Genomic DNA, 26,171 nt, shown 5'->3' with positions numbered 1-26,171 from the left:
AAATTTTCAGCTACTGATGCGATTCGGTTGTCTTGGGTTTCTTCGAGTTAAAAGCAAGTAGGTTTTCTTTTAAGGTGTGAAAGTTGAGGTTGGTTTCTCCGTTTTTAAGATCAGTAAGGATTGTTTTAATCCCTTTCTTTTCTTGTTTAGCAGCCACCATTTCAGTGGTAACTGGTTCAAGTTTGAATTCAAGTACGATGGGTTTTTCTTTTATAGGTGGTAGAGTTGAGGCGATGGCGGTTGTAGTTTCGATTGGGTGCTCGCCAGTCATTGGTGCAATGTTGATTTCCGAAGCACCATCGTTTATGTTTTTAGCTGAATTTTCGATGGCTTGTGTTACATCCATTTTTTTGTCGGTGATTTCGGTTGGCGTTGATTTGGCAAGTGGCGTTTGTATAGATTGTTGAAGTTGTTTTTTGATAATTTCCGTTGATTTTTTGGTTGCATCGATCTCGGGCGTTTGGGTCTGTTCTATTGTTTTAGTTTCAGGTTTCGAATCAGCTTTCTTTTGTTCCGCTAGCTGTGGGGTACCAGATTCTTCCCCCGTCCACCAATAACTTAGCCCCAACAGCGCGCCTATCAATAGAATGGCAGCAGCGGCTCTCCACCAGATTATTGGTTTACTTTTTTTTTCGAGATTGTTTTCAATTTTCTCCCACGTATTTGCCGAGGGAGGCAATGAATGATTCTCAAGTTTACCTTTAAACAACTTATCTGCTTGATTTTCCATGGTCAATCATTTCTTTTTTTTGGTCAATGTCCAATTCCAGCAATCGCTTTTGCAACAGCACACGTGCTCGGCTCAATTGCGACTTCGAAGTGTTTTCATTAATGCCCAGTTGCTCCCCAATTTCCTGATGCGAGTAGCCGTCAATCGCATACAAATTGAAAACTACACGATAGCCAGTGGGCAACCCTTCAATCAATTTCATCAGGTCTTCAGCCTCGAGTGCTGAATCCAATTGTTCATAGTTGGGTTCGCGTTCGGCTGCTTCGATATCCGTTTCCACATACATGTTTTTGTTCTTGCGCAAGAACCCGAGCGATTCATTCACCATCACCCGCCTAATCCAACCCTCAAAACTACCATCGCCCTTATATTGATGGATCCGCTCAAATATTTTTGTGAAAGCAACCACCAACACGTCTTCGGACTCCATTTTGTCTTTTACATACCGGCAGCACAACGCATACATTTTGCCCGAATACAACTCGTACAAAGCCTGCTGTGCCTGACGGTTTTGCCGCCTGCAACCTTCAATCAACTCGTGTTCCCTTGCTCGGTAAACTTTTAGACCCATTTAATCGAAATCAATAACTAGATGCGTATACGGATAACGGGGTTGCACGTTGAGAGAAATATTTTATTGGATTAAATAAAATAATTTGGCTAAAGGAAGCTAAAGGCAGGATTCAAGTCCTTTTACTTTCCTCGTTGAGGAAATTGAGCTTTTTGCTTACGTCAATGAGAATGTCATTCAAATGGAATACTCTTTATTCCTAATGAATAATCTGGCTTTAAACTAATGCAAAACTGTTGTACACCCAGTACACCATTTCAATCATGTGTAGAAAACTAGTTGTATATTTACAGCTCCTTTTAGACCAATCTTTAAAACTTAAAAATAGAGCTTTATGATTATTGGAGTACCCAAAGAAATCAAGAACAACGAAAATCGCGTGGCCCTTACCCCTGCCGGTGCGCAAGAGCTGACCAAGCGCGGCCATACCGTGTACATGCAAACCAAAGCAGGCGAAGGCAGTGGCTTTAGCGATGCGGAATACACTAGCGCGGGTGCGAAGCTATTGCCAACCGCCAATGAGGTGTTTGCCATTGCCGAAATGATTATGAAGGTGAAGGAGCCGATTGAACAAGAATATACGCTTATCAAAAAAGATCAGTTGGTGTTTACGTATTTTCACTTTGCCTCCTACGAGCCACTGGCCCATGCCATGGTAAAAACAGGGGCTGTGTGTTTGGCGTATGAAACAGTAGAGCGCGTGGATGGCAGCCTGCCGTTGTTGGTGCCAATGAGTGAAGTGGCGGGAAGGATGTCGATTCAAGAGGGTGCTAAATATCTAGAGAAGCCATTGAAAGGGCGTGGTATTTTGTTGGGCGGTGTGCCTGGAGTAATGCCCGCCAAAGTATTGATTTTGGGTGGCGGTGTAGTGGGAACGAATGCTGCGAAGATGGCTGCTGGTATGGGCGCTGACGTGATTATCACTGATGTGAACATCAATCGCTTGCGCTACTTAGATGATGTGATGCCAAAGAATGTGCGTACCATGGTATCGAACGAATATGTGTTGCGCGAATTGGTGAAGACGCATGACTTGATTATTGGAGGTGTTTTGGTGCCCGGTGCAAAAGCCCCAAAACTGATTACACGCGATATGTTAAAAACCATGCGCCCTGGAACGGTGCTGGTGGATGTGGCCGTTGACCAAGGTGGTTGTATTGAAACGTGTCGCCCGACAACCCACGAAGATCCTACGTATATCATTGATGATGTAGTTCACTACTGCGTTGCGAACATGCCGGGTGCAGTACCTTATACTTCTACATTGGCATTGACCAATGCTACATTGCCCTATGCAATTAAGTTAGCAACTCAAGGTTGGAAGAAGGCTTGCACTGAAAACATGGATTTGAAAAAAGGGTTGAATGTCATCAACGGTAAGATTGTGTACAAGGCGGTATCGGATGCTTTCAACTTGCCATACACGGACGTGAAGGAGTTTTTGAGTTAGCAATTTTATTCCATGCAAAGGTACAAAGTCGTTAATAGAAATCAAGATAGTATTTTGAGACTTGGCGTCTTTGCGTGGAATTGTATAAATATGAAAATTTTGTTTTTGGCCCTTCTAATTCTCATCGGCTGTTCCATCAAGCAAGAAGAAAAACCAGAAAAAAAATCGTATCCTTCCGAAGAGGAAGTCACAAAAAAATACCTCAACCACCACTTTCATTATTTCGCACCAGAGTGGCAGCTTTATTTAGATTCGGCCATTTTAATGAACCCAACCGTAGCATATTTCTACCAGCAAAAGGCAATGCCTTTATACAAGCAACGGAAATATGAAGCTGGCCTCCCTTACTTGAACAAAGCCGTTGAACTAGACTCGGTGCGATATATTGATTATCGCGGGTTTATGAAGTGTATTTTTTCAAAAGATTATTCTGGCGCGATTCAAGATTTTACCAAGGCCAAAAAAATCAAAGGTGAACATGGTTACGTGATGGATCACTCGTATGATTTTCACTTGGGTTTGAGCTATTTACAACTTAACGATTACCCAAAAGCAGTTACTCATTTGACCAACAGTATTGAGTACACAAAAAAACAAAGTGGCGAAAGTTGGGTGCATTATCTTGATTTATTCTATTTGGGAATTGCGAATTACGAACTAAAAAAATATTCAGAAGCCATAACCCAATTCGACAAATCATTGAACATTTATAAAAATTTCGCAGATGCTGAATATTACAAAGCATTGTCGCTCGCAAGGCTGGACAAAAAGGAAGAAGCCATGAAAATATTTAAGCAAGCGGGCATTGATTTTAGAGAAGGGCACACCATCAATGAAGATAATGCATACTACGAAAAATACCCCTACCAATTGTCTGACTGGTTTTTTCCGAAAGAAAAGTGAGTCACTCGGTACTTACACCTCAAACTCTGGAAACGATTCTAAAAATACGGCCTCTTCGCCCAGTTTAGCAGCTTCGCAGCAATAGTGAACCAAGCCATTGGTTACGGCCACATATTTGGCGTGAACAGTCATGTTGTAAACAGCCGCTTGGTTAAAAGCATTTTGAGTGAGTTTGATAGTAGGCGATTTACATTCTATCAGCATCCACGGTTTGCCCTCACGATTGAACACCAAAATATCTGAACGTTTTTGAAGTTGGTTGTAAGTCAAGCTACCTTCTACCCGAAACAAAGAGCGCGGGTATTTTAGCTCAGCAATGAGGTAATTCATAAAATGCTGCCTCACCCATTCCTCGGGCGTTAGCACCAAATATTTTTTCCGAATACCATCAAAAATCCATATTTTGCCTTGCTCTTTTTTCAGCGTAGGTTTGAGTTCTGGAAGGTTGAGTTTGGTCACAAACGAAGGTAGTTGAAAACCGGAGTACTTTAAAACTAAAAAACATGAAAACAAAAAAAGACATTGTAGAAAATTGGTTACCGCGCTACACAGGCATGAAGCTACAAGACTTCGGTCATTATATTTTGCTTACCAACTTTGATAACTACGTGCGCAAGTTTGCCGAGTGGCACAACGTGCCTGTGATGGGCGAAGACAAAGCCATGCTCTCGGCCACAGCCGAAGGCATTACCATCATCAACTTTGGGATGGGCAGCCCCAATGCGGCTACTATTATGGATTGCTTAACAGCAATAATGCCGCAGGCTGTTGTGTTTTTGGGCAAGTGCGGTGGCCTGAAAGCCAAAAATGATATTGGTGATTTTATTTTACCGATAGCGGCCATTCGCGGTGAAGGTACAAGCAACGACTACTTCCCTCCCGAAGTGCCTTCACTGCCTGCCTTCGCACTGCAGAAAGCCATTTCTACCACCATCCGCGATTACAACCAAGACTACTGGACTGGTACGGTTTACACCACTAACCGCAGGGTTTGGGAATGGGACGAAGATTTCAAAAACTATTTGATAAAAATCCGTGCCATGGCCATTGATATGGAAACGGCCACGGTTTTCTCAACAGCATTCTACAATGAAATACCTACCGGTGCATTGCTCCTGGTATCCGACCAACCGATGACGCCCGATGGCGTAAAGACCGATAAGAGCGATAATGTAGTGACCACAAACTTCGTTGACCTCCACATTAAAATCGGCATCGACTCGCTGAAGCAACTCATCAACAAAGGAATGACGGTGAAGCATTTGAAGTATTAACTGGATACTAGATGCTAGATACTAGTGATAAGTTAAATGTATTATGACGTCATTTAAAAAGTAGGCAGTAGGCAGTCACCAGTAGGCAGTCACCGCCAGTCCTATAATGCACACTGTATCCTGCCCACTGCCGACTTTATAGCCCCGTACGCCAAAGTACAGTTAACATAATACTAGATGCTGGATACTAGCGCGGAGCCACTAGCGTCAAGTATCAAGTATCCAGAAACCTCTATACAAAAAACTTCGTCACGCCAGGAGTAGGTATTGGATAGAAACCATTTGCATCGGGCAATGTTGGTGGCATCGCATCGAAATCAAATTTTGTTGGCATGATGTTGAGACCTGAGTTGATTGCTTTTTCCATTTCCACTACTTCACCACTATACGTGGCCATTCGTCCGAGGATGGATGTCATCGTACTCTTCGCTCCGTTTTCGGCATCGGCAAATTTGTATTCGCCCTTGGCAATGGCTGCAAACAACTCATCGTGCTCTGTTTGGTACGGATTGTTCTCTTTTGTTTTGTCGAATTGATACAACACATTCCCCTTGCGGTCGCGGATGTTGGCATCACCACAAAAAATAGTTCCCTTCGTGCTAACCAATTGCTCGTCTACTTTACTATACGTGCCTTTGATGTGCCGGCACTGACTGTTCAAGATACTTCCATCCGTATATTGAAATTCTACGTAATGATGGTCGAAGATTTCGCCAAACTCTTTTCCCTTGCGCACCTCCCGGCCACCCATTCCTTGTGCCTTTACGGGATATGACCCTTTGAACCAATTCACTACATCAATATTGTGAATGTGTTGTTCGGTAATGTGGTCGCCACAGAGCCAATTGAAATAATACCAGTTGCGCATTTGGTATTCCATTTCGGTTTGGTTGTATTTGCGCATGTTTACCCAAACACCTTCATTGTTCCACCACGCTTGTGCGGAAACGATATCACCCACCATGCCCTCTTTTAGTTTTTTATACAACTCGCGATAGGAGTTTTGATAGTGGCGTTGCAAGCCCACCACCACATTCAATTTCTTTTGTTTGGCAATCACGGCAGCATCTAATACTTTTTTTATTCCTGCAGGGTCGGTGGCCACCGGTTTTTCCATAAACACATGCTTGCCTTTGTTGATGGCTTCTTCAAAATGAATCGGGCGAAAACCAGGAGGCGTAGTCAATATCACCACATCTGCCAAAGCAATTGCTTTTTTATACCCGTCAAATCCCACAAACTTGTTGGCTTCGGGCACCACTACCCGGTCCTTAATGTTGCCCACCACACCCGACCAATCACTTAGGTCATCAGCCATTAAATTTTTGTAGCAATCATCCAATCGATCGCGAAAGGCATCGGCCATGGCAACCAATTTTACATTTTGTTTGGTCAGCAATGCTTGCATAGCAGCGCCAGTGCCTCTTCCGCCACAGCCAACCAAGGCCACTTTGATTGCATCGTCAACCGAAGAATTAAAATTAGCGTTTGATACCAATGGAACTGCAAGCAAGGATGTTCCAATCAAGGAAGCCTTCTTTACAAATTCTCTACGTGTTTGGGTAGAATCTGTTTTCATAGTAGGTTAGATAAGAATATTTGTGATAAATGCAGAATTACTCTTTTAATTACTAAAGATGGCTCTCCAAAGTTATAAATCAAATCAATTTTACATTTAAGAGAATTTCTTTGTATTGAATGCTGAATTCGGATACATCGTCAAATAGGGAAATCAAGAATCCTTAAACCATCGTTGGCAATGAAACGAAGGGAATGGTTTACAGTACTACTGATGAACTCGAACCGATCAATAACCCAATAACCTTTACTTTCTAATTACTGTCATCCGGGTAAAATGAAAAGGCGGAGGTATTTCTACTGACCGCCTTTTTTATGATGCTTAAGTTACCAAGCCAAAACATCATGGACAAAAATATCAAATTATCAGGTCAGCCCATTCTGTGTCAACTGTTTTCTTTCATCCCTGACCATTTGATCGAACAGTCATTTGCGGGACAGCTGTTTTTCACTGCCCATTAATGGAGAGGTGGACGCTGCCCAGGTAAAACTTTTTGATGCCACCACTATCACGCTATTCGTGGATGTGTTCAAAGGGGTGGGACGCAACCCATTAAATGGCAAGCGTAAAGGCGGCCTCAAAGTGCAGGCGCAAATGCCCCTGTCGGGTTTTGTGCCGGATTTAATCACCATAACGGAAGGGGGTCGCAACGATAAGAATTTCCTCGGACAGCTCGCCCCCGCCGGGCACGATTTACGTCTTTGACAAAGGCTATGTCAACTTTTCGGTTTTTGATCAATGGACACAACAGGGGATCTATTTTGTTACACGCCTCAACGATAACGCGGTGTATGATGTGGTAGAGCCCAAGGTTTATGATATAGAAGAATTTGCAGGGGGTGGTGTGATCAGGGATGAAATTATCCATCTCAAACTCCCAGATCGTAACCAATGCTTTAAAGCGCGGCTGATCACCTACAAAGACCCACTGACAGGTCATGTGCTGAAGTTTTTATCCAATATGTTCCTCTATCAAGCCATCACCATCACCTTACTTTACAAAAACCGTTGGGGCATGGAGGTATTGTTCAAACGCCTCAAGCAAAATTTTGAGCTCAGTTATTTTTACTCGGACAGCTCAGAAGGAATCAAAACTCAATTGTGGATTGCCCTGATAGCGCACCTGCTTTTTACTGTTATCCATAAGCAAGTGAAAGAATGTGAACAGTTTATGACCATGGTCAGCATGGCTTCAAACAATTTAGGTTCCTACATCTGTTTTGTATCCATGTTATCCATGCGAAATAAATTATCGGCCCCCCAGCGTGAGGTTAATAAAATCCAGCTTGATATGTTTGTGGCCATTAAAGGGGGTGTTTTTCAAAGCATAGAAAAATCCCCTTAATTTTAACCTATTGACCCTTTATAACACTTACTGAAAATTGGTCGGATGACAGTAATCTTTTTTCATAAAATCAATAAATTGTTTAATGGAACACCAACACTCTGCCTCCTGCCAATGATAGAAGCGGAAAGGTGCGTGGCTGGGACCTCCCTGAGTCAGGCAAGCTTGCAGCGAATAGCGAGACCAAGCCAGTGTTGGCTTTGCGCGGAGAGCTTGGGAGCCGCCTCATCTTTAACTGACACCAAAACGAACAACTCTTGCCCTTCACCTGTTATTGCCGTATATTTACTCAATAGCAAGCCCTATGGAATCAACCGATAACAAACCCAAAAAACTTTCTTTCAAAGACTTCTTTTCGCTGGGCGAAGTAGGAGGGTATTTTTTCCGAAGCAAAGACCCCAACCGCCCAACCAACATCAACCTTAAAATGATGCACGGGGTAAACAAAATTTCAATCCTCATTTTCTTGGCCGGTGTAATTTTCCTCATCGCAAAGCGTTTCTTTTGAACATCGAGAGTTTTCAGAAGTATTGCTTGAGCAAGAAAGGCGTTACCGAAGAATTTCCCTTCGATAATAACACACTTGTGTTTAAAGTGATGGGTAAAATGTTTGCGCTCACCAATGTGGAGGCTTTTGAGGGCATCAACTTGAAATGCGAACCGGAGTTGGCTGCACAACTGCGCGAAGAATATCCCGCGGTGAAGGCGGGCTACCACATGAACAAAAAGCATTGGAACACCATTGTGATGGATGGAAGCATTGGCGATAAGTTGATTCAGCAGTGGATTGACCTTTCGTATGACTTGGTAGTGGCTAGTTTGCCTAAAAAAGAAAGGGAAGCATTAAAAGACTTATGACAGAAAGCATAACCGAGTTATAAAGCATGCAGTCGGCAGTTAACAGTTTTGCCTGCTAGGGTAATTTTGCAGCGTGTAGCTTGATAATCAGTATTTTATGATTTCATGGGATTTCTTGCACCTTTCGGATTACTAAGGTTAATTATTTAGATTTGTAGCTTTTGAATACTGTATCTGAATGAAAGGGGCTTTATTCTGGTGTGCATGTCTTCTTTTGGCGCTAACTGGCTGCAAAACGCAGAAGATGATATGCCCTGCCTATCAGAGCGCATTTATTCACGATAAGCCCACCGCTCGCGAAACCTTTGTTTATTACAACGAAAACAAATCTCAGCCGCGCGAATTACTGGCTTCCAATAGCAAGACGTTGACGTTGCCCGCACGCGATTCCAGTTGGGATAAGAGTGTCGTTTTGCCAGGACCTGCATTACCTAAAGAAAAGAGAAACAAGCGTACGCGTTACTTATTACTTCCGGAAAAAACCTACCGAAAGGCAATGCGCGCGTTGCAGACGGTGGAGATGAAGCCTGTTTATCCGGTGAAGAAAAAAGACTCGCTGAATGGCAACATTGCTAAGTTGCTGGACAGTGCAGCGCGCAGCGTCAATGATATGGTTACCTCTTCGGATAAAATTGCTTCGACCAATTCGGAAAGCCAAGAAGACAGTGTGTATGTAATTTCGTTGGAGAAAGAAAAATTCAATGTGGACCAAGACAACTACATGTGGTACTTCCGCAATGTTTTGGTGTTGCCCGATGTGCGCTTAGCCATGCAAGGTGAACAAGAAGAGGCTAAAGTTACGGCTACGGACAAGAAAGAAAAGAAAAAGGGCTTCTTTGGATTCTTTAAAAACTTGTTCAGCAAAAAAGATAAAAAGAAAAAGGAGTCATTGAAGATGGATACGAAGCTTCAAGACCAACCAATTGACTCTACGTCTATAACTTCGCCACCAGTCGAAGAGCCCAAGAAGAAGAAAGGTATTTTTGGAATGTTCAAAAGGAAATCAAAAGAGCGGGCAACACCGCAAAAAGCTCCAGCCATAAAGGAGGAAGAAGAGGAGAAGTTTTGAGAATGCTGCGATTCATTCAATTTTATTTTTCATAGCTGATTGTTTACCCATGAAGAGGCATCTGTATTTAGTTTTTATTTTTTTTTCTGGTTCATTTCTACATGCCCAATCGGCTGATCCGTTGCTGTCGATTGTGGAAACAGAAATGAAACGGGAGTGGGCAGAATTTCAAAAAGCACAGCAGCCGCCTTATTTTTTGGCGTACCGAATTACAGACAACCAAACCTATCGCTTGCGCGGATCGCTTGGTAGCTTGGTGGACGAAAACAAACAACGGTTGCGCTTCCTCCATACCTCGGTGCGCGTGGGCGATTATACATTTGACGATTCGCACCCAATAGATGACATGGAAGGTGGGGATGGCGCTTTTGATTTTGAAGGTGGGCGAGGCAGAGCTCAAATTTTGCCGGAAGAAAATGAGCCACTGGCCATTGAGGTAGTATTGTGGCAACAAACCCAAAGTGCTTATCGTTCGGCATTGTCGGCTTACAAAGCGCGCAAGAATGTGCCGGTTAAATCTACTGCCAAGCGGGTAAGTGATTTCTCCAAAGAAGAGCCATCTGTTTTTATAGAAGAAAAAATAAGTACCGATACTTTTTTTGATGCCGCTAGCTGGACGCAGAAAACAAAAAAATGGAGTGGTGCCTTTCTTTCGTTGGAAGGAGTAGTAGATGGCGATGTGAGCATTCATGTCGACTACGACCGCAAGTATTTTGTTTCTACCGAAGGTTCGCGAGTAGCGCAAAACAGAACATCGGCTTACTTGACCGTAAGTGCTTCGGTGCGTGCCGAAGATGGCGACATTGTGCCACTGCACCTGTCGTACTATGCTACCCTGCCAGGCCAATTGCCGAATGAGGACGTGGTGATGAAGGATATAGAAGTACTGAAAGAGAAATTAATAAAACTACGAACCGCACCATTAGCTGAACCCTATACCGGCCCCGCCATTTTGCACGCACGGGCGGCAGGAGTTTTCTTTCATGAAATTTTTGGGCACCGAGTGGAAGGGCAACGGTTGAAAAGCAAATTCGATGGTCAAACATTTAAAGACAAAGTGAACCAACTGGTGTTGCCAAAATCGCTAAGTGTTCTATTTGATCCTACACGCCAAACGTTTAACAATCAACCGTTGAATGGCTATTACCAATACGATGATGAAGGGGTGAAGGCCAGAAAAGTTACGGTAGTGGAAAATGGTATTTTAAAAACCTTTTTGATGTCGCGCACACCCATCGAAAACTTTTCAAATTCAAATGGGCACGGTAGGGCAGAAGCCGAAGCCGATGTGGTGACGCGTCAATCCAATCTTATCATTGAAAATAAAAAGGTGGTGGACATGGCCAACCTTCGAAAACTATTGATTGCCCAATGCAAAAAAGAAAACATGAAATACGGGTATCTTTTTATGGAAGTGCTGGGTGGGTTTACCAACACGGGCCGCGTGATGCCCAATGCATTCAACATCTTTCCAACCGAAGTGTACCGCATTTATGTTGACGGCCGACCGGATGAACTGGTGCGTGGTGTGGATTTGATCGGTACACCTCTGGCCATGTTTGCTGAGATTCAGGCAGCCGATGATAAGAGTGAAGTGTTCACGGGCTTTTGCGGTGCAGAGTCGGGCAGCGTGCCGGTAACGGCCATCTCGCCTTCATTGTATGTAAAGAGGATTGAGACACAAAAAAAAATGGTCACGCAAGTGGAAAAACCACTTTTGACAAAGCCTTCAGATACCAACAAATAGTTTATCTATGTTGAAGAATAGAATTCAAATTGTTTTAGTGTTTTGCCTAGTATGTTTGTATGCGGCCAATGCCCAAACGGAAGATGTGATTTTGCGGGCGATGCAAGATGAATTGAATAGGAACAGTAAAGAACTATCGCTTCCTGGATTTGAAAAGCCATTCTTTATCATGTATGGACTAGTCGAACAAAAGTCGATGATCGTTTCGGCCACACTAGGTGCTCTAATGAATTCTATCGAAGATAGAAATCGCTATAAAAGCACCACGCGCATTTTGGTGGGTGGTTATGAATTTAATGATGAGAGTTTAGAAGATAATTTGTTCAGCTCGCCAACTGCCATGGAAATCAGCCTTCCGTTAGACGATGATTATTGGGGAATTCGCAGATCGTTTTGGATCACCACGGATAATGTCTATCGCAGTGCTGCCCGGCATTTTGAAAAGCATAAGCAAACATTAAAGGAGACCGGAAAACCATTGGCGGAAATCCCGCATCGCTCATTTGCAAAAGTGCCCGTTCAGCGGATTATTCAAACGCAAACTCCCTCCAACTACCATCGTGCGGATTGGGAAACAAAAGTGAAAGAGTTGTCCAGCTTCTTTAAGCAACAACCCAACATCAACAATTCGGTAGTGTTTGTAAGTTTTGTGGAAGGGCATAAGTACTTAGTAAACACAGAAGGGTTGGTTACAAAAATTCCGTTTAGCAATGCCACCATCAGTGCTTTCGCACAAAGCAAAGACGAGAAGGGCAAATTCTCCATGGAGCGGATTTCGCATGAAGCCAAAACATTGGATAAACTTCCGTCTATGGATCAACTTAAAACAGATATTGCTGGAATGGTGAAGAAAATGGATGCTGAAAAAAATATTGTTGAATTAACGGAAGAGTACAATGGCCCGGTGTTATTGGAAGGAATATCCGTAGCCGAAACATTTGCCTCTACGATAGTGCAAGGCCGCGAAGGTATTTTTGCCAACGATAACATCGCTAAGCTAAAAGGTTTTCAATACGATGAAGAATCCATTTCATCGGATGGTAAAATTGGTAAGAGCATTGTGAACAACCTGATTTCGGTGAAGGCAAAACCATTTCTTACCACTTTCAATGGTATTGATTTACTGGGGCATTTTCAAATCGACCAAGAGGGCGTGCGGCCGCCTGATGAATTAACTATAATCGAAAATGGAGTATTGAAAAACTTACTCAACAACCGCACTCTAACCAATCCCAACCAAGTAGCAAATGGATTTTCAGACGGGCCCGGAGTGGTAGAAGTTACCATTGCTCAAAAAGATTCAGACAAAACATTGAAGGAAAAATTATTGGCGCAAGCCAAGAAGGAGGGATTGCAATTTGCGTTGATTCTTCGCGATGGATCATCTCGTATGGGTTTTGTGGATGCTTACAAAGTGGATGTAAATACCGGTAAGGAGGAACAAGTGAAGAATGTAACACTTCGCCAAACAGGATTTAAAACGTGGAAGAGGATTTTGGGAGCTTCGGAGAAATATGCTGCTCATAATTTAGGCGGACAAGGCTTTGGTAGGAATGGTGGGCAAAATCATACATCGTGGATTGTGCCACAGGCTGTTCTGCTTGAAGAGGCGGAAGTCCAGCCAATTAAAATGCCTTCTTTGAAAGAGGAAGAATACGTTAGCAGTCCTTTGAAGAAATCATAGTTTACCTCTTTTACCAAGCTCTATCACCTCCATATTTTTGATTTCCTTATTCAGGATTTCAAACCGTAGGATGGTTTTCATGTGATGGAAACCATGGTTGCCCGCTGCACCTGGGTTGATATACACCATGTTCTGGTAGGTTTTGTCTTTTACCACTTTTAGTATGTGCGAATGACCGCAGATTAATAGGCCAGGGATTTTTTCTTGTAATACTTTCTTAATTCTGGGATTATAGTTTGGTGGAGCGCCAGCAATGTGTGTCATCCAAACTATTATTCCTTCACAATCAAACCAATTGTCTTCGGGGTAGCGAGATTGAATATTTTTATCGTCAATGTTTCCGTAAACTGCTCGAACCGTTTTGTATTTTTCTAGTTGGTTGATTACATCTGCATCGCCAATATCGCCCGCATGCCAAATCTCATCTACTTCTTTGAAATAATCAAATACCTTGTTGTCTAGAAAACTGTGGGTGTCTGAGAGTAAGCCTATTTTCATAATCAAAAATAATTCTAACTAGTTTGTATTTTATACGTATTGATTATTTATTTTTGTCGTATAATTAAAAGAATAAGTTATGGACGTAAAAATCACCCTTAGTTTCAACGAAGATATTGTAGCGAAGGCCAAACGGTTTGCGGATGATAACAACATAAGCCTTTCGCGCCTTACTGAGTTTTTATATAGTAAAATGACCAGTGGCCACTACAAGCAATTGGAAGACCTACCCGTGGCTGATTGGGTAAGCCAAGTGGCCGAAGGAGAAGTTCAGTATCAGCGCAAAGCCCGTTCGCGCAAATATTTAAAAGCGGAATTCTACAAATCCAGAAAATGAAAATCTTTTTGGATGCCAATATTCTGGTTTCTGTATTGAACAAAGAGTATCCGTTGTTTACGTATTCTTCTCGAGTACTTAGTTTAGCGGGCAATACTTCATTTCAAGTTTATACATCACCGATTTGTTTGGCCATTGCCTTTTACTTTTCTGAAAAGAAGAGTGGAACAGTAATGGCGAAGACCAAAATAGAGCTGTTGGTCAAGAATATAGAAATCGCTACGGCCGACAAATCTACGGTATTGAAAGCCATTCAAAATAAATCCGTTCATGATTTTGAAGATGGGCTCGAGTACTATTCTGCGGAAGCCGTAAAGTGTAAATGCATCATTACCGAAGACAAAAATGATTTTCACTTTTCAAAACTGGAAGTGTTGAGCTCGCACGATTTTTTAAAGAAGTATGTGATGAAGTAGTCATTTTCTGCGCAGCTTGTTTTCCCATTGCGCAGCTTCTCTCATTTTTTTTAGTTTTCCTTCTTTCATCAAGCCCTCCAATTGTTCGTTTATTTTGCCCTGCGAGGTCAGATGAAAATGTCCGCATTCTTCGCACAGATAAACTGCTATTGGCCCCTGATGATTGCCAAATTGAAACTGAGTATTGGCTTCAATCAAAGCATCCACCGCAAGGCTTTCGGTTATGTACATCTTTTTATTGCTTGGGCAGGTTTTCATCCATTTATAGTTGTTTTTTTAGAGACCACATGGCACTAATCAAAACATTCTGTTAAGTGACAACTTTTTATAATGGCCATTTCATCCTTCCAAAATTACAATCTCCTGCTAACTTTGCAGCCTAAATTTTTATAGAATATGAAAGTAGCAGAAATACACACCAATAAGGGCATCATGAAAATCAACTTCTTTGAAAAAGATGCTCCTAACACCGTAAAGAATTTTATCACGCTTGCTGAGAAGGGTTTTTATAATGGCCTTACTTTTCATCGGGTGATTCCTAATTTTATGATTCAAGGTGGCTGCCCCAATGGTATTGGCAACGGTGGCCCAGGTTATCACATCGATTGTGAACTAACAGGCGATAATCAATACCACGACCGAGGTGTTCTTTCCATGGCCCATGCTGGTCGCAATACAGGTGGCTCTCAGTTTTTTATTTGTCATACGCGCCAAACCACCAAGCATCTCGACCGCAATCATACCGTTTTTGGTAAAGTGGTGGAGGGCTTAGACGTAATCGATACCATCCGCCAAGGAGATGTGATGGAGAAGGTGGTTATTTCGGAGGTAGCTTAGAAGTATAAAGTGTAATCGGTGTTTGATAATTGGTACTTCGAAACTGCATTTTGCTTTAACGAATACTGATTACGGAGCACCGAATACCGCTCATACCTTCTCAGCAACACACTCAATCTCCACCAATGCATCTTTTGGTAATCGACTCACTTCAACCGTAGTGCGGGCTGGCTTGTGTTCACCAAAAAATTGCTCGTAGGCTTTGTTCATCTTCTCAAAGTCGGCAAAGTTTTTTAGAAAGACAGACGTCTTCAACACATGGTTGCGGTTGGTGCCGGCTGCCTTTAACACAGTCTCTAAATTTTGGAGCACCAATAATGTTTGCTCGGTTACAGTAGCTCCTTCAATCAACATGGTGGAGGGATTGAGAGGCGTTTGTCCGGAACAAAAAATCAAGTTGCCCGATTGATAAGCGTGCGAATACGGGCCTATTGCTTTGGGAGCATTTTCAGCAAAAATTTTATTCATAATAATTAATTATATTGAATGGGTTCAAGATAGTGATATGTTTAGCTTTTTTTAAGGATTGCTAAAAACTTTTGGACAAAAGTGAAGTTAACTGTACGTTTATATGATTTTAGAAGAAGATGGTTAGGTATTTTTGCTTTTTTTTGATTGTATTTGGCTGCTTTAAGTCAAACGCGCAACAGTTTTCTTTTCAAGCCGCATTGACAAAATCGAAAGAGAATAACCCGGTTTTGAAAAGCGAAATTAAAAACTTGGAGCTTGCCAGGTTTGAAGTGGTGACAGCCGGCCTGCGACCAAACCCTAACTTCAACAATCAAACACTACAGCAAGTTGACTCCAAGTATTTCCCGACCAATTCGGGTTGGAGTGATAACCTAAATCGTCAGGTTTGGTATCAACTAACAAAGCCTTTTCAGCTTGACAACCTCCGAGGAAAGAAAATCGATTTTGCGGAGCAGGCCTATCGCGTAACTGAGAAATCCTATTTTGAAACTGAACGGAATGTATTAAATGAAGCAGCCAATCAATGGTTGGATGCGTGGCATTCGTACGTTCAGTTCGAGGCCATTGGCAAAACACTTAAAAATATTGATAGCCTCAACGTCATCAACGAGAATCGTTTCAAGAACCAAGTAATTACGCAAAGTGATTTGATAAGGACTAAATTATTGGCTGAGCAGTATCGGTTGCGTTACGTTGAATCGAAGCAGGACTATTATAATCAGTTGAAGTTGTTACGACTTCAATTGGGTGCTATTGATAGTGTTTCCATTGCTGTTGATGACCCCTTTATACTTCCACAATTGCCAGACAATCTTGATTCTCTTTACAAGCTATCGATTGAGCAACGTTCGGATATGCAGGTGATGCAAGCCAGCGTAGCCTTGGCCGAAAGTAATATTGTCCTTCAAAAATCGCGTGCGATCCCTCAACCTGAATTGGGTTTGATTTGGAACCCCCAAAACTCGGTGCCGTACCTTGGATTTTTTGGAACGATTCAACTTCCAGTTTTCTCCCGCAATCAAGGTGAAATAGGGAAGTCGAAAGTGTTTAAGCAACAAAGCGAATTAAATTTTAAACGCATTGAGTTAACACTTCGAACCGAAGTGGAGACTGCTTACAAAACATTTCAACTCTACCGAAACAATCTATCGCGCTATGAGTCACTGTTGCGCCAATCTGACACCGTGCTAGAAACGGTGCGGTATGCTTACTTGCGTGTGGCTACCAGCTTGATTGATTTTTTGGAGGCGCAACGGGCCTGGTTTGAAACAAGACAAAACTATTATGAGACTCTTTACAATTACCGAAAGAGTTACATTACCATGCTTTTTGTTACGGGTACTTTAAATAAGATGTAATTTTAGGAAAATGAAGAATATCCTATTCGTTTTGGTGATTTGTTCCATGGGGGCTTGCAGAAAGCACGAAGCCACTCACGCGGTGATTGCCATCACAAAACCAAGCGTGAAAGAGAATGGAGAGCTAATAACTTTCTCCGACCATCACCAAACCGACCAATTCGAAACCATTGTCACTAAGAAAGAAAACCTTACCGCTCGCTTTTCTGCCCCCGCCCATGTGATGGCCACGGTGGTTCAATCGGGTGATAACACCGCCCAAAATTTGATTTTGTTTGACAATGCCGATTTGTCTTACAACTACGCTTCCTATCTACAACATTTGGTATTGATCAATCAATGGAAGATAAACATCGCTCGCGTAAAAGATTTGTTGGCACATGGAGCGGCTACCGGAAAGGATTTAATAGAGGCACAAACGCAGTTGGCCAACGAGGAAGCCGTGATCATAGAACATGAAACAAAACTTAAGTTAGGAGGTTTTGATCCGGTTGCTCTTCGAGGCGCTCGTGCCAAAACCGTGTGGGTGCTTTGCAATGTGCCCGAAAACCAAGTGGATAAAGTGCGCGAGGGAAATAAGTGTGACGTTCATTTTAATTCCTTCCCCAACGAAATAATGAAAGCCAAGGTAGAGGCCGTGGGCGATGTGGTAGATGCCATCACACGCATGGTAAAAGTGCGCATCATTCTTTCGAACCCCGATAGCCGGATCAAAGCAGGTATGTATGCCAATGTTGATTTTGGTTTGGCGGAAGGGAAATTCATTTCAATCCCACAAAGCGCGATCATTACCGTGGGTGGAAAAATTTATGCTTTTGTAAAAATAGGTGATAACGAATACAGAAGGAGACTCATTACGCTTGGCCAAAACGTGGAGCAGAGTTCAATCGTATTGACGGGCTTGCAAGAAGGAGAGCAAGTGGTAAAAGATGGCACCATGCAATTAAAAGGACTTAGCTTCGGTTATTAATTGTTTTACCATATGACACAGGCGCAACTTTTTTTTGACAAAGACGATCGCAAACAAGACCAGCCGCTGCATAAGTTTGTGATGGATTTTTTGGTGAAGAAGGGCATTGCCGGAGCAACCATGTTCGAAGGGGTAGCTGGCTTTGGACAAAATGATTATATCCAGCGCCCGACACAGTTGTTTTCTTTCGATGAAGTGCCTTTGATGATTACGTTTATAGACGAAGATGAAAAAGTAAAAGCAGCGCTCACCGAATTGCGCTCGCTCACCAACATCGGATTGTTTATCGCTTATCCTGTTACGGTGTATTCTAAAAAATGATTAAGCGTATCCTCATATTCTCCATGTCCAACCGTTGGTTGGTGATTGGCTTGAGCCTCGTCTTAATGGGTTTAGGATTTTGGAGTTTTGAAGAATTAAAAATTGAAGCCTACCCGGATATTGCCGATACCAATGTAATTGTCATCACACAATACAATGGAAGGGCAGCCGAAGAAGTAGAGCAGCAAGTAACCATTCCGATTGAGCGTGTCTTAAACAATGTACCTAATGTAACCGACAGAAGGTCGCGTACTATTTTTGGCTTGTCAGTAGTACAACTAAATTTTGATGAATCGGTAACCGATTACTTTGCACGCCAGCAAGTGTTAGAACGATTGTCGGCAGCTGATTTACCAGATGGGGTTACTCCCCGCATCGCACCCCTGACAACGGCTGTCGGAGAAATTTATCGCTATGTAGTAGAAGGCCCGCCAGAAATTTCTCCGTTGCAACTTCGCGATATTCAAGATTGGATCATCATACCCCGATTATTGCAAGTTCCGGGCATTGCCGATGTGACTACGTTTGGTGGCCCCATCAAGCAATTTCATATACTCACCGATCCTGGCAAACTCCGAAAGTATGAGATGAAACTGCAAGAGGTAATGGATGCCGTTAATGTTAACAATCAAAATACTGGAGGCAACACGATAGAGCAAGGCACGCAAGGTTTTGCTGTGCGTGGATTGGGCGCTATCAAAACGACCGAGGACATTGAGAACATTGTATTGAAGTCGGTAAATGGTGTGCCCGTATTTATTAGAGATGTGGCAACGGTAGAAATTGCGCCACCACCTGTTTCAGGTTTGCTGGGCTATCGCGTTAACTCTGCCAGCTTAGACATCACCGGCACTACGGAAGGCATAGTATTGCTACGCAGAGGCGAGAACCCAAGCCAAGCGTTGGAGTTATTGAAAGAGCAAATCAAAGATTTGGAATCGCACGAATTGCCAAAAGGAGTGAAGCTGCGCGTGCTGTACGACCGAAGTTTTTTGATTGAGCATTCGCTGGATACCGTAGCGGAAACCGTTTTCATGGGCATTTCGATTGTAATCATTTTATTGGTGATGGTGCTGGGCAGTTTTCGGGCAGCATTTGTGGTGGCCGCCACCATTCCGTTTGCCATGCTCTTTGCCTTCATCATGATGAAGCTCACCGGCATCCCGGCCAACTTGTTATCGCTTGGAGCTATTGACTTTGGCGTAATTGTAGACGGTGCTTGTGTGATGGCCGAGGATTTGATCAGACGATATACCAACGCCACACCCGATGAAAAGGAGGAAGGGATTACCAAAATTACATTGCTATCCGCGCAAGAAGTAGGCCGCGAAATATTTTTCTCCGTGGTCATCATTATGTTGGCCTATATGCCAATCTTGTTGATGCAACGAGTGGAGGGAAAATTGTTTTCGCCCATGGCTTTAACGTTGGCGTTTGCAGTATTGGGCTCCATGATTTGTGCGCTCACACTCATTCCTGTTTTGATCTCGTTTGCTTTTAGCCGAGCGATGAAGAAAGAGAAAATGATGGAGGGAAAGGCCCGTCATTTTTTAATGGATGGTTTGACCTATCTGTACGAGAAATTGCTTCGCGTAATTTTTAAAATACCTAAGCTTGTTGTGATGGTTGGTTTTGCCATCGTGTTGTTCTTGGTTTCGCTAGGTGCCAAGTTGGGTACAGAATTTTTGCCTGAATTGGATGAAGGATCCATTTTTATGCGATCGTTTATGCCTTCTGGTATCACCATCAAAGAGAATGCGAAAATCGCCCCTAAGATTAGAGAAATAGTGGCCAGCAATTATCCAGTTGAGTTTGTGATTACCCAAACCGGCCGCAACGATGATGGCACTGATCCTTTTCCTACCGACCGAACAGAAATTTTAGTAGGCTTAAAGGATTATGCTTTGTGGGCAGATACCGTAAAGAAAAAAGATTTAGTCCAGTGTTTGCAGACTGAATTGCAAAACGAATTTCCAGGTTCATTCTTTTCTTCTGGTCAACCCATCATCGACCAAGTGATGGAAATTGTAACGGGCTCTGCAGCAGACTTGGCTATTTCCATAGTGGGGTATGATTTTGATTTGATGCGCCACAAGGCCGATAGCATTGCCGAAATTGTTCGAGCAACAAATGGCTCTTCTGCTGTAAATATTGAGCAAGAAGGTGCGCAAGCTCAGTTGGCCATTCGCATCGATCGCAAAGCTGCTGCACGCTATGGCATCAACGTATCCGATGTTCAAAATATGGTAGAAGCGGCCATTGGGGGCAAACCCATTGGTACGGTATATGATGGTGCAAAAAAGTACGACATCGTGGTGCGCTACATTCCGGAAAGCAGAAACTCCATGGAGGCAATTAAAAACCTACAAGTGTCTGCGTCCAATGGTTCCCTCATCCCATTAGATCAATTGGCAAAAATTGAATATGTAGAGGGTCAAACCAATATTTACCGATTGAATGGTAAGCGGATGATCACTGTTCGTACCAACATCCGCGGTCGTGACCAAGGTGGTTTTGTGAGTGAGGTAAGTAAAAAAATAGAAAAAGCGATTACTGTGCCAGATGGGTACCAGGTACTCTATGGCGGACAATACGAAAATTTAGAGCGGGCTGGGGCCCAGTTGATGATTTCAATACCGCTTACCATTATCGTGGTTTTCATTTTCTTGTGGATGCTGTTTAAAGAATTGAAATCAACGTTGTTGACACTCACTTGTATTTTGTTTGCATTGGGTGGAGGGATATTGGCGTTGGAGCTTCGTGGGTATAACTTCAATGTTTCTGCTGGTGTTGGTTTTGTTTCCATCTTCGGTATTTCGGTAATGGCGGGTGTATTGTTGATTTCAGCTTTGAACAGGGAAATAGCCTCTCAGCCAGGAGATGCGCGTGATATTGTGTTTCGCACTTCGGCTGAGCAATTGAAAGCTATCTTGGCAATTATGCTGGTAGCCATCGTGGGCTTGTTCCCAGCTGCATTTTCATCTGGTATTGGGTCGGATGTGCAACGGCCATTGGCTACCGTAATTATTGGTGGATTGACAAGCACATTGATTTTTGTGCCAACACTCATGCCACCGTTATATTGGCTGTTGATTAGAAAAAGGCTAACAACTCCGTTGACCAATTTCTAGCAACCACAACCATCAGGTTCCGTCCAGCGAGGTTTTTGTTTTTTAATCGTGTCATGATGTAGTTTGTTTGTTTGATAGTGTTATATTACTGAGCTAAATTCAACCATCTTACTTTTTATTTAATTAATCAACCGTATGAAATTTTTGATTTTGCCTTTTCTTGTTGTTTCGCTAGTGGCCAACGGTCAGGTACAACAAGTTGTTTTGGAAACAAACCTCCCATTGCCACAGCAGTATGTTCAATTGAAGTCAACGGCTGAAACCTATCAAGATTATAAGGTGATTAAAGAAGTAAAACTAGATGAGTTTTGGAGAGGGGTAATGGATTCCGTGAAGCGATTGAAAGTAGAAATCAAGCAAGCCAACCAATCCATAGCCAAACTAAATAGTGATTTCAAAGCGGCTGGTGAGAAAGTTGACTCCGTTCAGGCTTCTGTTACTGGGCTAGTTCACGATAGCCAACACATCTCTTTTTTTGGGATTGGTTTTACAAAGTGGTTTTTTAACATCTCGTTTTTGGTGGTAACGGGCATACTAGTTCTTTTTATTATTGTATTGCTTGGCCGTGCCCGATTGGTCAACCAATCCATAAAAGAAAAGAGTGAGAGATTAACTCTTCTCACTGATGAGTTTGACCAGTACAAACGCAAATCCTTGGAAAAAGAGAAAAAACTTTCGCGAGAATTACAAACAGAGCGTAATAAGCTTTTGGAACTAAAAAGAACTTGATTGACTCCGATCCAGCTTTACTTGGCTGAGTTCTTTATTTTTCCTTTGTAGGTTCTTTTAAACTTCTCAAACCGAGGAATAGAAACGCCTATCACGTAGCTACTAAACTGATTGTGTTCAATATAATTTTGATGATACTCTTCTGCTTTGTAGAAAGCTGTTAACGGTTTTATTTCTGATACAATTGGTTTGTTAAAAGAGGGGCCATAGGTCACCTTGGCTTTTTCGGCTAATTCTTTTTCTTGTGGAGTGCTATAAAAGATAATCGATCGATAGGAGTTTCCTCTATCCGGACCTTGCTGATTCGGTGTGGTAGGGTCTTGTGAGGTAAAGAATACACGGAGCAATTCTTCGTAGCTAACAATTTTTGGATCATAGTACACTAGTACCGTCTCTGCATGGCCAGTGGTTTCGGTATTGACCAACTCATAGGTAGGGTTGATAGTCTTTCCGCCAGCATAACCAGATACGGCAGAATCTACTCCTACCACCGCTTCAAAAATATGTTCTGAACACCAGAAGCATCCTTCTGCAAAAGCAGCTACCGCTTTTCCGGCCGGAGGTGTTAAATTCACTTTTAAATCAGCCTGTTTTTTTTTACTCGATTGCCCGCTGCACGAAAAAAGAGCGAAAGAAATCAGAGCAGTGAACAGGAAGGAGGATTGTGTCTTCATATTAAATAGTAAGGTGCTTGAGTAAACGTTCTTAGTTGCGTTATAGTTTGCCAATTCTTGGCGATATGTCGCATCCACGTCAAAGATATCGATTGCTGCGTCAACCTTCTATTGATAGACCCTCACATAATCCACTTCCATGCGCTGCGGCCATATCGAATTATCAATACCCTTTACACCTCCCCAATTTCCTCCCACTGCAATGTTCATGATGAGATGAAAACGCTGATCAAATGGCCACCCTTCAAAGGTATCGGTTGGATTTCTTTTGACAGAATGATAAAGCTTGTCATCCACAAAAAAATCGATTTGATCGGCAGTCCAATTTATGGCATACAAATGAAAATTTTCACTGCAATCATTGATGGTGATTTTGCCTTCTTGTTGGGTTTGCTTGATGTGATTGTATTTTTCGCTATGCAGTGTGCCGTGTATCACGCCTTGATCGTAGCCAACGTGCTCCATGATGTCAATTTCACCGCTGATAGGCCAGCCACCATATTTCCAATCGGTTGATAACATCCAAATGGCTGGCCAAGTACCAATTCCTTTTGGGAGTTTGGCCTTTACTTCTATTCTTCCATACCGCCAGTCGCCTTTGTATTTTGAAACAATCCGAGTGGATGTGAAAGCTTTTCCGCCCAACGAATCGTGGTGTACTTCAATCACTAGTTTTCCATTTTCTACCCGAGCATTTTTTGATTGATCGGTATAGAATTGTGCTTCATTGTTTCCCCAACCGCACACTTTGGGACAGCCATCTCCTAAATCATAGTTCCATTTGGTGGTATCGGGGGCACCCTCCGTATCAAACTCATCTGACCAAACCAATTTTTGTTTCGATTGGCAACAAATAATTGAGACGAATACAGCAACGAATAAAATGTTTTTCATTTTTAAGATTAAGAAAATGGTCAATTATTAAAAAAATTCATCGTGCGTTCTGCTCCGATGGTGCAAAACGATAAAATCATTTCAATGGCTTTGTCCATGTGTTTAGGCAGTTCTTGAAATTGCTCTTGCGTAAAATTACCTAAAACATAATCGACTTGTTGGCCTTTCGAGAATTCACTGCCTATACCAAAGCGTAATCTCGAGTAGTCTTGTCCGCCCAATACCAATTCAATATTTTTCAAACCATTATGACCGGCCGCGCTGCCTTTGGTGCGCATGCGCAAGCTGCCAAAAGGCAAAGCGATTTCATCAACCACCACAAGTAGATTCTCAGTGGGGATTTTTAATTCTTGCAGCCAGTAGGCAATCGCCTTGCCGCTCAAATTCATATACGTGTTTGGTTTGATAAAATGAATTTGCTTGCCTTTGTATTTCCATTCCGCTCGATCAGCCAATCGCTCGGTAGCAAAATCAAGTTTATGATTATCGGCCAATCGATCGAGTGTCAAAAATCCAATGTTGTGCCGGGTGAGTTCATACTCGGGGCCACTATTTCCTAAACCAGCTATTAAAAATTTCATTACTCTAATAAACAAAAAATCCCGCCACCGAGTGAGGTGAGCGGGATTTTTATTGGAATGGTAAGAGAACTATTTTTTCTTCTCGTCTTTTTTAGGAGCTTCAGCCTTCTTGGCATCGGCAGCGGGAGCAGCAGCACCTGCGGCAGGAGCAGCAGCACCTTCAGCGGAAGCAGCGGCAGACGTTTCTTCCGCCACTTTAGCAGCACGCGGTACCTCCACCGAGGCAATCGCAGCAGCTTTTGGATCTAGAAAATCTAAGTTAGGCATGTTCATATCACCCACTTTAATGGCGTGGTGGAAATCCAACTCTGTGCAATCAATATCAATATGGTCCGGCATGTTTTTAGGGAAAGCAGCAACCTTTAGAGCTGCACGCTTGCGCACCAATAATCCGCCTTTGGCCACTCCTTTTGCTTGACCTACCAAGCGAACGGGAATTTCCATTTTGATTTTTCTTTCTTCACTGATGCGTAAGAAATCAACGTGCAAAATAATTTCACTTACAGGGTGAAACTGTACTTCTTGCATAATGGCTTGGCACTCTTCACCTTCAATGTTCAGGTGAACAAAGTGCGCCTCGTTGGTGTACACTAAATCGCGGAACAAAATAACGGGTGAGTAAAAATGAACTTGCTCACCACCTCCGTACAATACGCACGGAATATTACCTTCTTGGCGAACTTTTTCAGCATCGTTTTTGCCGAGATTTGCTCTTCGATACCCTATAATCTCGATGGTTTTCATACTTGTTTTTGTTTATGGTTAAAAATTAAAATGGATTTACAAACGGATAAATAATGAACTGATGGATTCGTGATCGTGAATTTTGCGTATTGCTTTCGCAAACAAATCTGATACGGTCAATACTTTTATTTTGGGTGTTATCTGCTTCAAGGGGATGGTGTCAGAAACCACCAATTCTTCTAAATCAGAACCTTGAATGTTTTCGTAGGCTTTGCCAGATAAAACGCCATGTGTGCAAATCGCCCGCACGGTGCTAGCCCCTTTCTCCTTTAATAAGGCAGCGGCTTTGCAAAGTGTTCCGCCCGTATCTACTAAATCATCCACCAAAATCACATCTTTGCCTTCCACTTCACCGATCAAGCGCATCGATTCAATCTTGTTGGCTTCTTTGCGGTATTTATCACAAACGGCCAATTCCGCATTGAAAAACTTGGCAAAGCTCCGTGCTCTTTTGATTCCGCCCACATCTGGTGATGCGAACATGATATTGGGTAGGTTCAATGCCTTTAAATACGGAACGAAAATATAATTGCCGTCAAGGTGATCGACAGGAATATCAAAAAAGCCTTGGATCTGATCGGCATGCAAATCGCACGTCATCACGCGGTTGGCGCCTGCTGCCGAGAGCAAATTAGCGATCAGCTTAGCGGCAATGGCCACCCGTGGTTTGTCTTTTCTATCTTGCCTGGCATAGCCAAAATACGGAATGATAACGTTTACGTTTAGCGCACTTGCACGCTTGGCCGCATCAATCATCAATAAAAGCTCCATGAAGTTTTCGGCAGGGGCAAAGGTAGACTGGATGATAAATACATCGTGGCCACGCACCGACTCGCCAATGAAGGGCGACATTTCACCATCGCTAAACTGTTGGTAATCTACTTTCCCCAACGGCTCGCCATAGGCATGAGCAATTTTCTCAGCCAAATAAGTGGTTGCACGCCCTGAAAATAGTTTTACCGCCATTGGTTCAACATTTCTGTTAACTAAAAACCCGCAC

General features: G+C 42.7%; 30 protein-coding genes. 18 read left to right on the top strand and 12 right to left on the bottom strand.

The features are described from left to right. Nucleotides 1-10: 10 nt before the first annotated feature. A complete protein-coding gene (locus tag KA713_07980) occupies nt 11-730 on the bottom strand; it encodes a hypothetical protein (GenBank protein ID UXE68501.1) in 720 nt (239 codons plus the stop codon). Continuing rightward, nucleotides 711-1,301: a sigma-70 family RNA polymerase sigma factor gene (locus tag KA713_07975; GenBank protein UXE68500.1), complete on the bottom strand. Its 591-nt coding sequence runs from the start codon at nt 1,299-1,301 to the stop codon at nt 711-713. Before KA713_07975 ends, KA713_07980 begins: the two co-directional genes overlap by 20 nt. A gap of 334 nt (nt 1,302-1,635) precedes the next feature. On the opposite strand from KA713_07975, the gene ald reads away from it, so the two are divergent. After that, nucleotides 1,636-2,751, top strand: a complete 1,116-nt coding sequence (gene ald, locus KA713_07970; GenBank protein ID UXE68499.1) for an alanine dehydrogenase — start codon at nt 1,636-1,638, stop codon at nt 2,749-2,751. Between the two features lie 90 nt (nt 2,752-2,841). Further along, a complete protein-coding gene (locus tag KA713_07965; protein ID UXE68498.1) occupies nt 2,842-3,654 on the top strand; it encodes a hypothetical protein in 813 nt (270 codons plus the stop codon). A gap of 12 nt (nt 3,655-3,666) precedes the next feature. Here KA713_07965 and KA713_07960 read toward each other — a convergent pair whose 3' ends face one another. Then, on the bottom strand, nt 3,667-4,113 hold the full coding sequence (locus KA713_07960) for a type I restriction enzyme HsdR N-terminal domain-containing protein (protein UXE68497.1): 447 nt from the start codon (nt 4,111-4,113) through the stop codon (nt 3,667-3,669). A gap of 44 nt (nt 4,114-4,157) precedes the next feature. Between KA713_07960 and KA713_07955 the strand changes: the two genes are divergently transcribed. After that, a complete protein-coding gene (locus tag KA713_07955) occupies nt 4,158-4,928 on the top strand; it encodes an AMP nucleosidase (GenBank protein ID UXE68496.1) in 771 nt (256 codons plus the stop codon). Between the two features lie 232 nt (nt 4,929-5,160). Here the strand turns inward: KA713_07955 and KA713_07950 are convergent, their stop codons facing one another. Next, on the bottom strand, nt 5,161-6,507 hold the full coding sequence (locus KA713_07950) for a Gfo/Idh/MocA family oxidoreductase (GenBank protein UXE68495.1): 1,347 nt from the start codon (nt 6,505-6,507) through the stop codon (nt 5,161-5,163). 468 nt (nt 6,508-6,975) lie between these two features. Between KA713_07950 and KA713_07945 the strand changes: the two genes are divergently transcribed. The 7 genes from KA713_07945 (at nt 6,976) to KA713_07915 (ending at nt 13,210) form a co-directional block, all read left to right on the top strand. Further along, entirely contained in the window at nt 6,976-7,212 is a 237-nt protein-coding gene (locus KA713_07945) for a hypothetical protein (protein UXE68494.1), read from the top strand. Next, on the top strand, nt 7,160-7,852 hold the full coding sequence (locus KA713_07940) for an IS4 family transposase (GenBank protein ID UXE69073.1): 693 nt from the start codon (nt 7,160-7,162) through the stop codon (nt 7,850-7,852). Before KA713_07945 ends, KA713_07940 begins: the two co-directional genes overlap by 53 nt. 304 nt (nt 7,853-8,156) lie before the next feature. Then, entirely contained in the window at nt 8,157-8,360 is a 204-nt protein-coding gene (locus KA713_07935) for a hypothetical protein (protein ID UXE68493.1), read from the top strand. Continuing rightward, a complete protein-coding gene (locus KA713_07930) occupies nt 8,357-8,710 on the top strand; it encodes an MmcQ/YjbR family DNA-binding protein (protein UXE68492.1) in 354 nt (117 codons plus the stop codon). Before KA713_07935 ends, KA713_07930 begins: the two co-directional genes overlap by 4 nt. Nucleotides 8,711-8,954: 244 nt before the next feature. Beyond that, nucleotides 8,955-9,779: a hypothetical protein gene (locus tag KA713_07925; protein UXE68491.1), complete on the top strand. Its 825-nt coding sequence runs from the start codon at nt 8,955-8,957 to the stop codon at nt 9,777-9,779. 49 nt (nt 9,780-9,828) lie between these two features. Beyond that, nucleotides 9,829-11,526 carry a TldD/PmbA family protein gene (locus tag KA713_07920; protein UXE68490.1) on the top strand — a complete coding sequence of 566 codons (1,698 nt, stop codon included), beginning with the start codon at nt 9,829-9,831 and terminating at the stop codon, nt 11,524-11,526. A gap of 7 nt (nt 11,527-11,533) precedes the next feature. After that, the gene (locus tag KA713_07915) at nt 11,534-13,210 is read left to right on the top strand and encodes a hypothetical protein (protein UXE68489.1); all 1,677 of its coding nucleotides are present in this window, start codon (nt 11,534-11,536) and stop codon (nt 13,208-13,210) included. Here the strand turns inward: KA713_07915 and KA713_07910 are convergent. After that, a complete protein-coding gene (locus tag KA713_07910) occupies nt 13,205-13,708 on the bottom strand; it encodes a metallophosphoesterase family protein (GenBank protein UXE68488.1) in 504 nt (167 codons plus the stop codon). The genes KA713_07915 and KA713_07910 overlap by 6 nt on opposite strands. A gap of 79 nt (nt 13,709-13,787) precedes the next feature. On the opposite strand from KA713_07910, the gene KA713_07905 reads away from it, so the two are divergent. Then, entirely contained in the window at nt 13,788-14,045 is a 258-nt protein-coding gene (locus KA713_07905; GenBank protein ID UXE68487.1) for a hypothetical protein, read from the top strand. Further along, nucleotides 14,042-14,461 (top strand): PIN domain-containing protein, encoded by a 420-nt coding sequence (locus tag KA713_07900; protein ID UXE68486.1) that lies wholly within the window; start codon nt 14,042-14,044, stop codon nt 14,459-14,461. Before KA713_07905 ends, KA713_07900 begins: the two co-directional genes overlap by 4 nt. Here the strand turns inward: KA713_07900 and KA713_07895 are convergent, their stop codons facing one another. After that, entirely contained in the window at nt 14,462-14,719 is a 258-nt protein-coding gene (locus KA713_07895; GenBank protein ID UXE68485.1) for a hypothetical protein, read from the bottom strand. A gap of 138 nt (nt 14,720-14,857) precedes the next feature. On the opposite strand from KA713_07895, the gene KA713_07890 reads away from it, so the two are divergent. Continuing rightward, the gene (locus tag KA713_07890) at nt 14,858-15,298 is read left to right on the top strand and encodes a peptidylprolyl isomerase (GenBank protein UXE68484.1); all 441 of its coding nucleotides are present in this window, start codon (nt 14,858-14,860) and stop codon (nt 15,296-15,298) included. Between the two features lie 90 nt (nt 15,299-15,388). Here KA713_07890 and KA713_07885 read toward each other — a convergent pair whose 3' ends face one another. Next, nucleotides 15,389-15,766: a RidA family protein gene (locus KA713_07885; protein UXE68483.1), complete on the bottom strand. Its 378-nt coding sequence runs from the start codon at nt 15,764-15,766 to the stop codon at nt 15,389-15,391. A gap of 119 nt (nt 15,767-15,885) precedes the next feature. On the opposite strand from KA713_07885, the gene KA713_07880 reads away from it, so the two are divergent. The 5 genes from KA713_07880 to KA713_07860 all read left to right on the top strand — a co-directional run bounded on the left by KA713_07880 (nt 15,886) and on the right by KA713_07860 (nt 22,278). Continuing rightward, on the top strand, nt 15,886-17,127 hold the full coding sequence (locus tag KA713_07880; protein ID UXE68482.1) for a TolC family protein: 1,242 nt from the start codon (nt 15,886-15,888) through the stop codon (nt 17,125-17,127). Nucleotides 17,128-17,137: 10 nt separating this feature from the next. Next, the gene (locus KA713_07875) at nt 17,138-18,097 is read left to right on the top strand and encodes an efflux RND transporter periplasmic adaptor subunit (protein UXE68481.1); all 960 of its coding nucleotides are present in this window, start codon (nt 17,138-17,140) and stop codon (nt 18,095-18,097) included. 12 nt (nt 18,098-18,109) lie between these two features. After that, nucleotides 18,110-18,418 carry a DUF190 domain-containing protein gene (locus KA713_07870; protein ID UXE68480.1) on the top strand — a complete coding sequence of 103 codons (309 nt, stop codon included), beginning with the start codon at nt 18,110-18,112 and terminating at the stop codon, nt 18,416-18,418. After that, on the top strand, nt 18,415-21,549 hold the full coding sequence (locus KA713_07865) for an efflux RND transporter permease subunit (GenBank protein ID UXE68479.1): 3,135 nt from the start codon (nt 18,415-18,417) through the stop codon (nt 21,547-21,549). The genes KA713_07870 and KA713_07865 overlap by 4 nt, the downstream gene beginning before the upstream one ends. Before the next feature lie 135 nt (nt 21,550-21,684). Continuing rightward, complete coding sequence (locus KA713_07860) at nt 21,685-22,278, top strand: hypothetical protein (protein ID UXE68478.1); 594 nt, start codon at nt 21,685-21,687, stop codon at nt 22,276-22,278. 17 nt (nt 22,279-22,295) lie between these two features. On the opposite strand, the gene msrA is transcribed toward KA713_07860, so the two are convergent. The 5 genes from msrA to KA713_07835 form a co-directional block, all read right to left on the bottom strand. Further along, nucleotides 22,296-22,952, bottom strand: coding sequence for a peptide-methionine (S)-S-oxide reductase MsrA (gene msrA / locus KA713_07855; protein ID UXE68477.1), 657 nt, complete (start codon nt 22,950-22,952; stop codon nt 22,296-22,298). A 108-nt stretch (nt 22,953-23,060) separates the two neighbouring features. Next, a complete protein-coding gene (locus KA713_07850) occupies nt 23,061-23,846 on the bottom strand; it encodes a glycoside hydrolase family 16 protein (GenBank protein UXE68476.1) in 786 nt (261 codons plus the stop codon). 20 nt (nt 23,847-23,866) lie between these two features. Continuing rightward, on the bottom strand, nt 23,867-24,427 hold the full coding sequence (locus tag KA713_07845; GenBank protein UXE68475.1) for an aminoacyl-tRNA hydrolase: 561 nt from the start codon (nt 24,425-24,427) through the stop codon (nt 23,867-23,869). 69 nt (nt 24,428-24,496) lie between these two features. Further along, nucleotides 24,497-25,171, bottom strand: a complete 675-nt coding sequence (locus tag KA713_07840; GenBank protein UXE68474.1) for a 50S ribosomal protein L25/general stress protein Ctc — start codon at nt 25,169-25,171, stop codon at nt 24,497-24,499. A gap of 36 nt (nt 25,172-25,207) precedes the next feature. Next, the gene (locus KA713_07835; GenBank protein UXE68473.1) at nt 25,208-26,137 is read right to left on the bottom strand and encodes a ribose-phosphate pyrophosphokinase; all 930 of its coding nucleotides are present in this window, start codon (nt 26,135-26,137) and stop codon (nt 25,208-25,210) included. Between the last annotated feature and the right edge of the window lie 34 nt (nt 26,138-26,171).

This window comes from Chryseotalea sp. WA131a (assembly GCA_025370075.1).
Lineage (GTDB): Bacteria > Bacteroidota > Bacteroidia > Cytophagales > Cyclobacteriaceae > ELB16-189.
The sequence above is the reverse complement of the archived record's forward strand: the minus strand, read 5'-3'. Positions and strand labels throughout refer to the sequence as shown.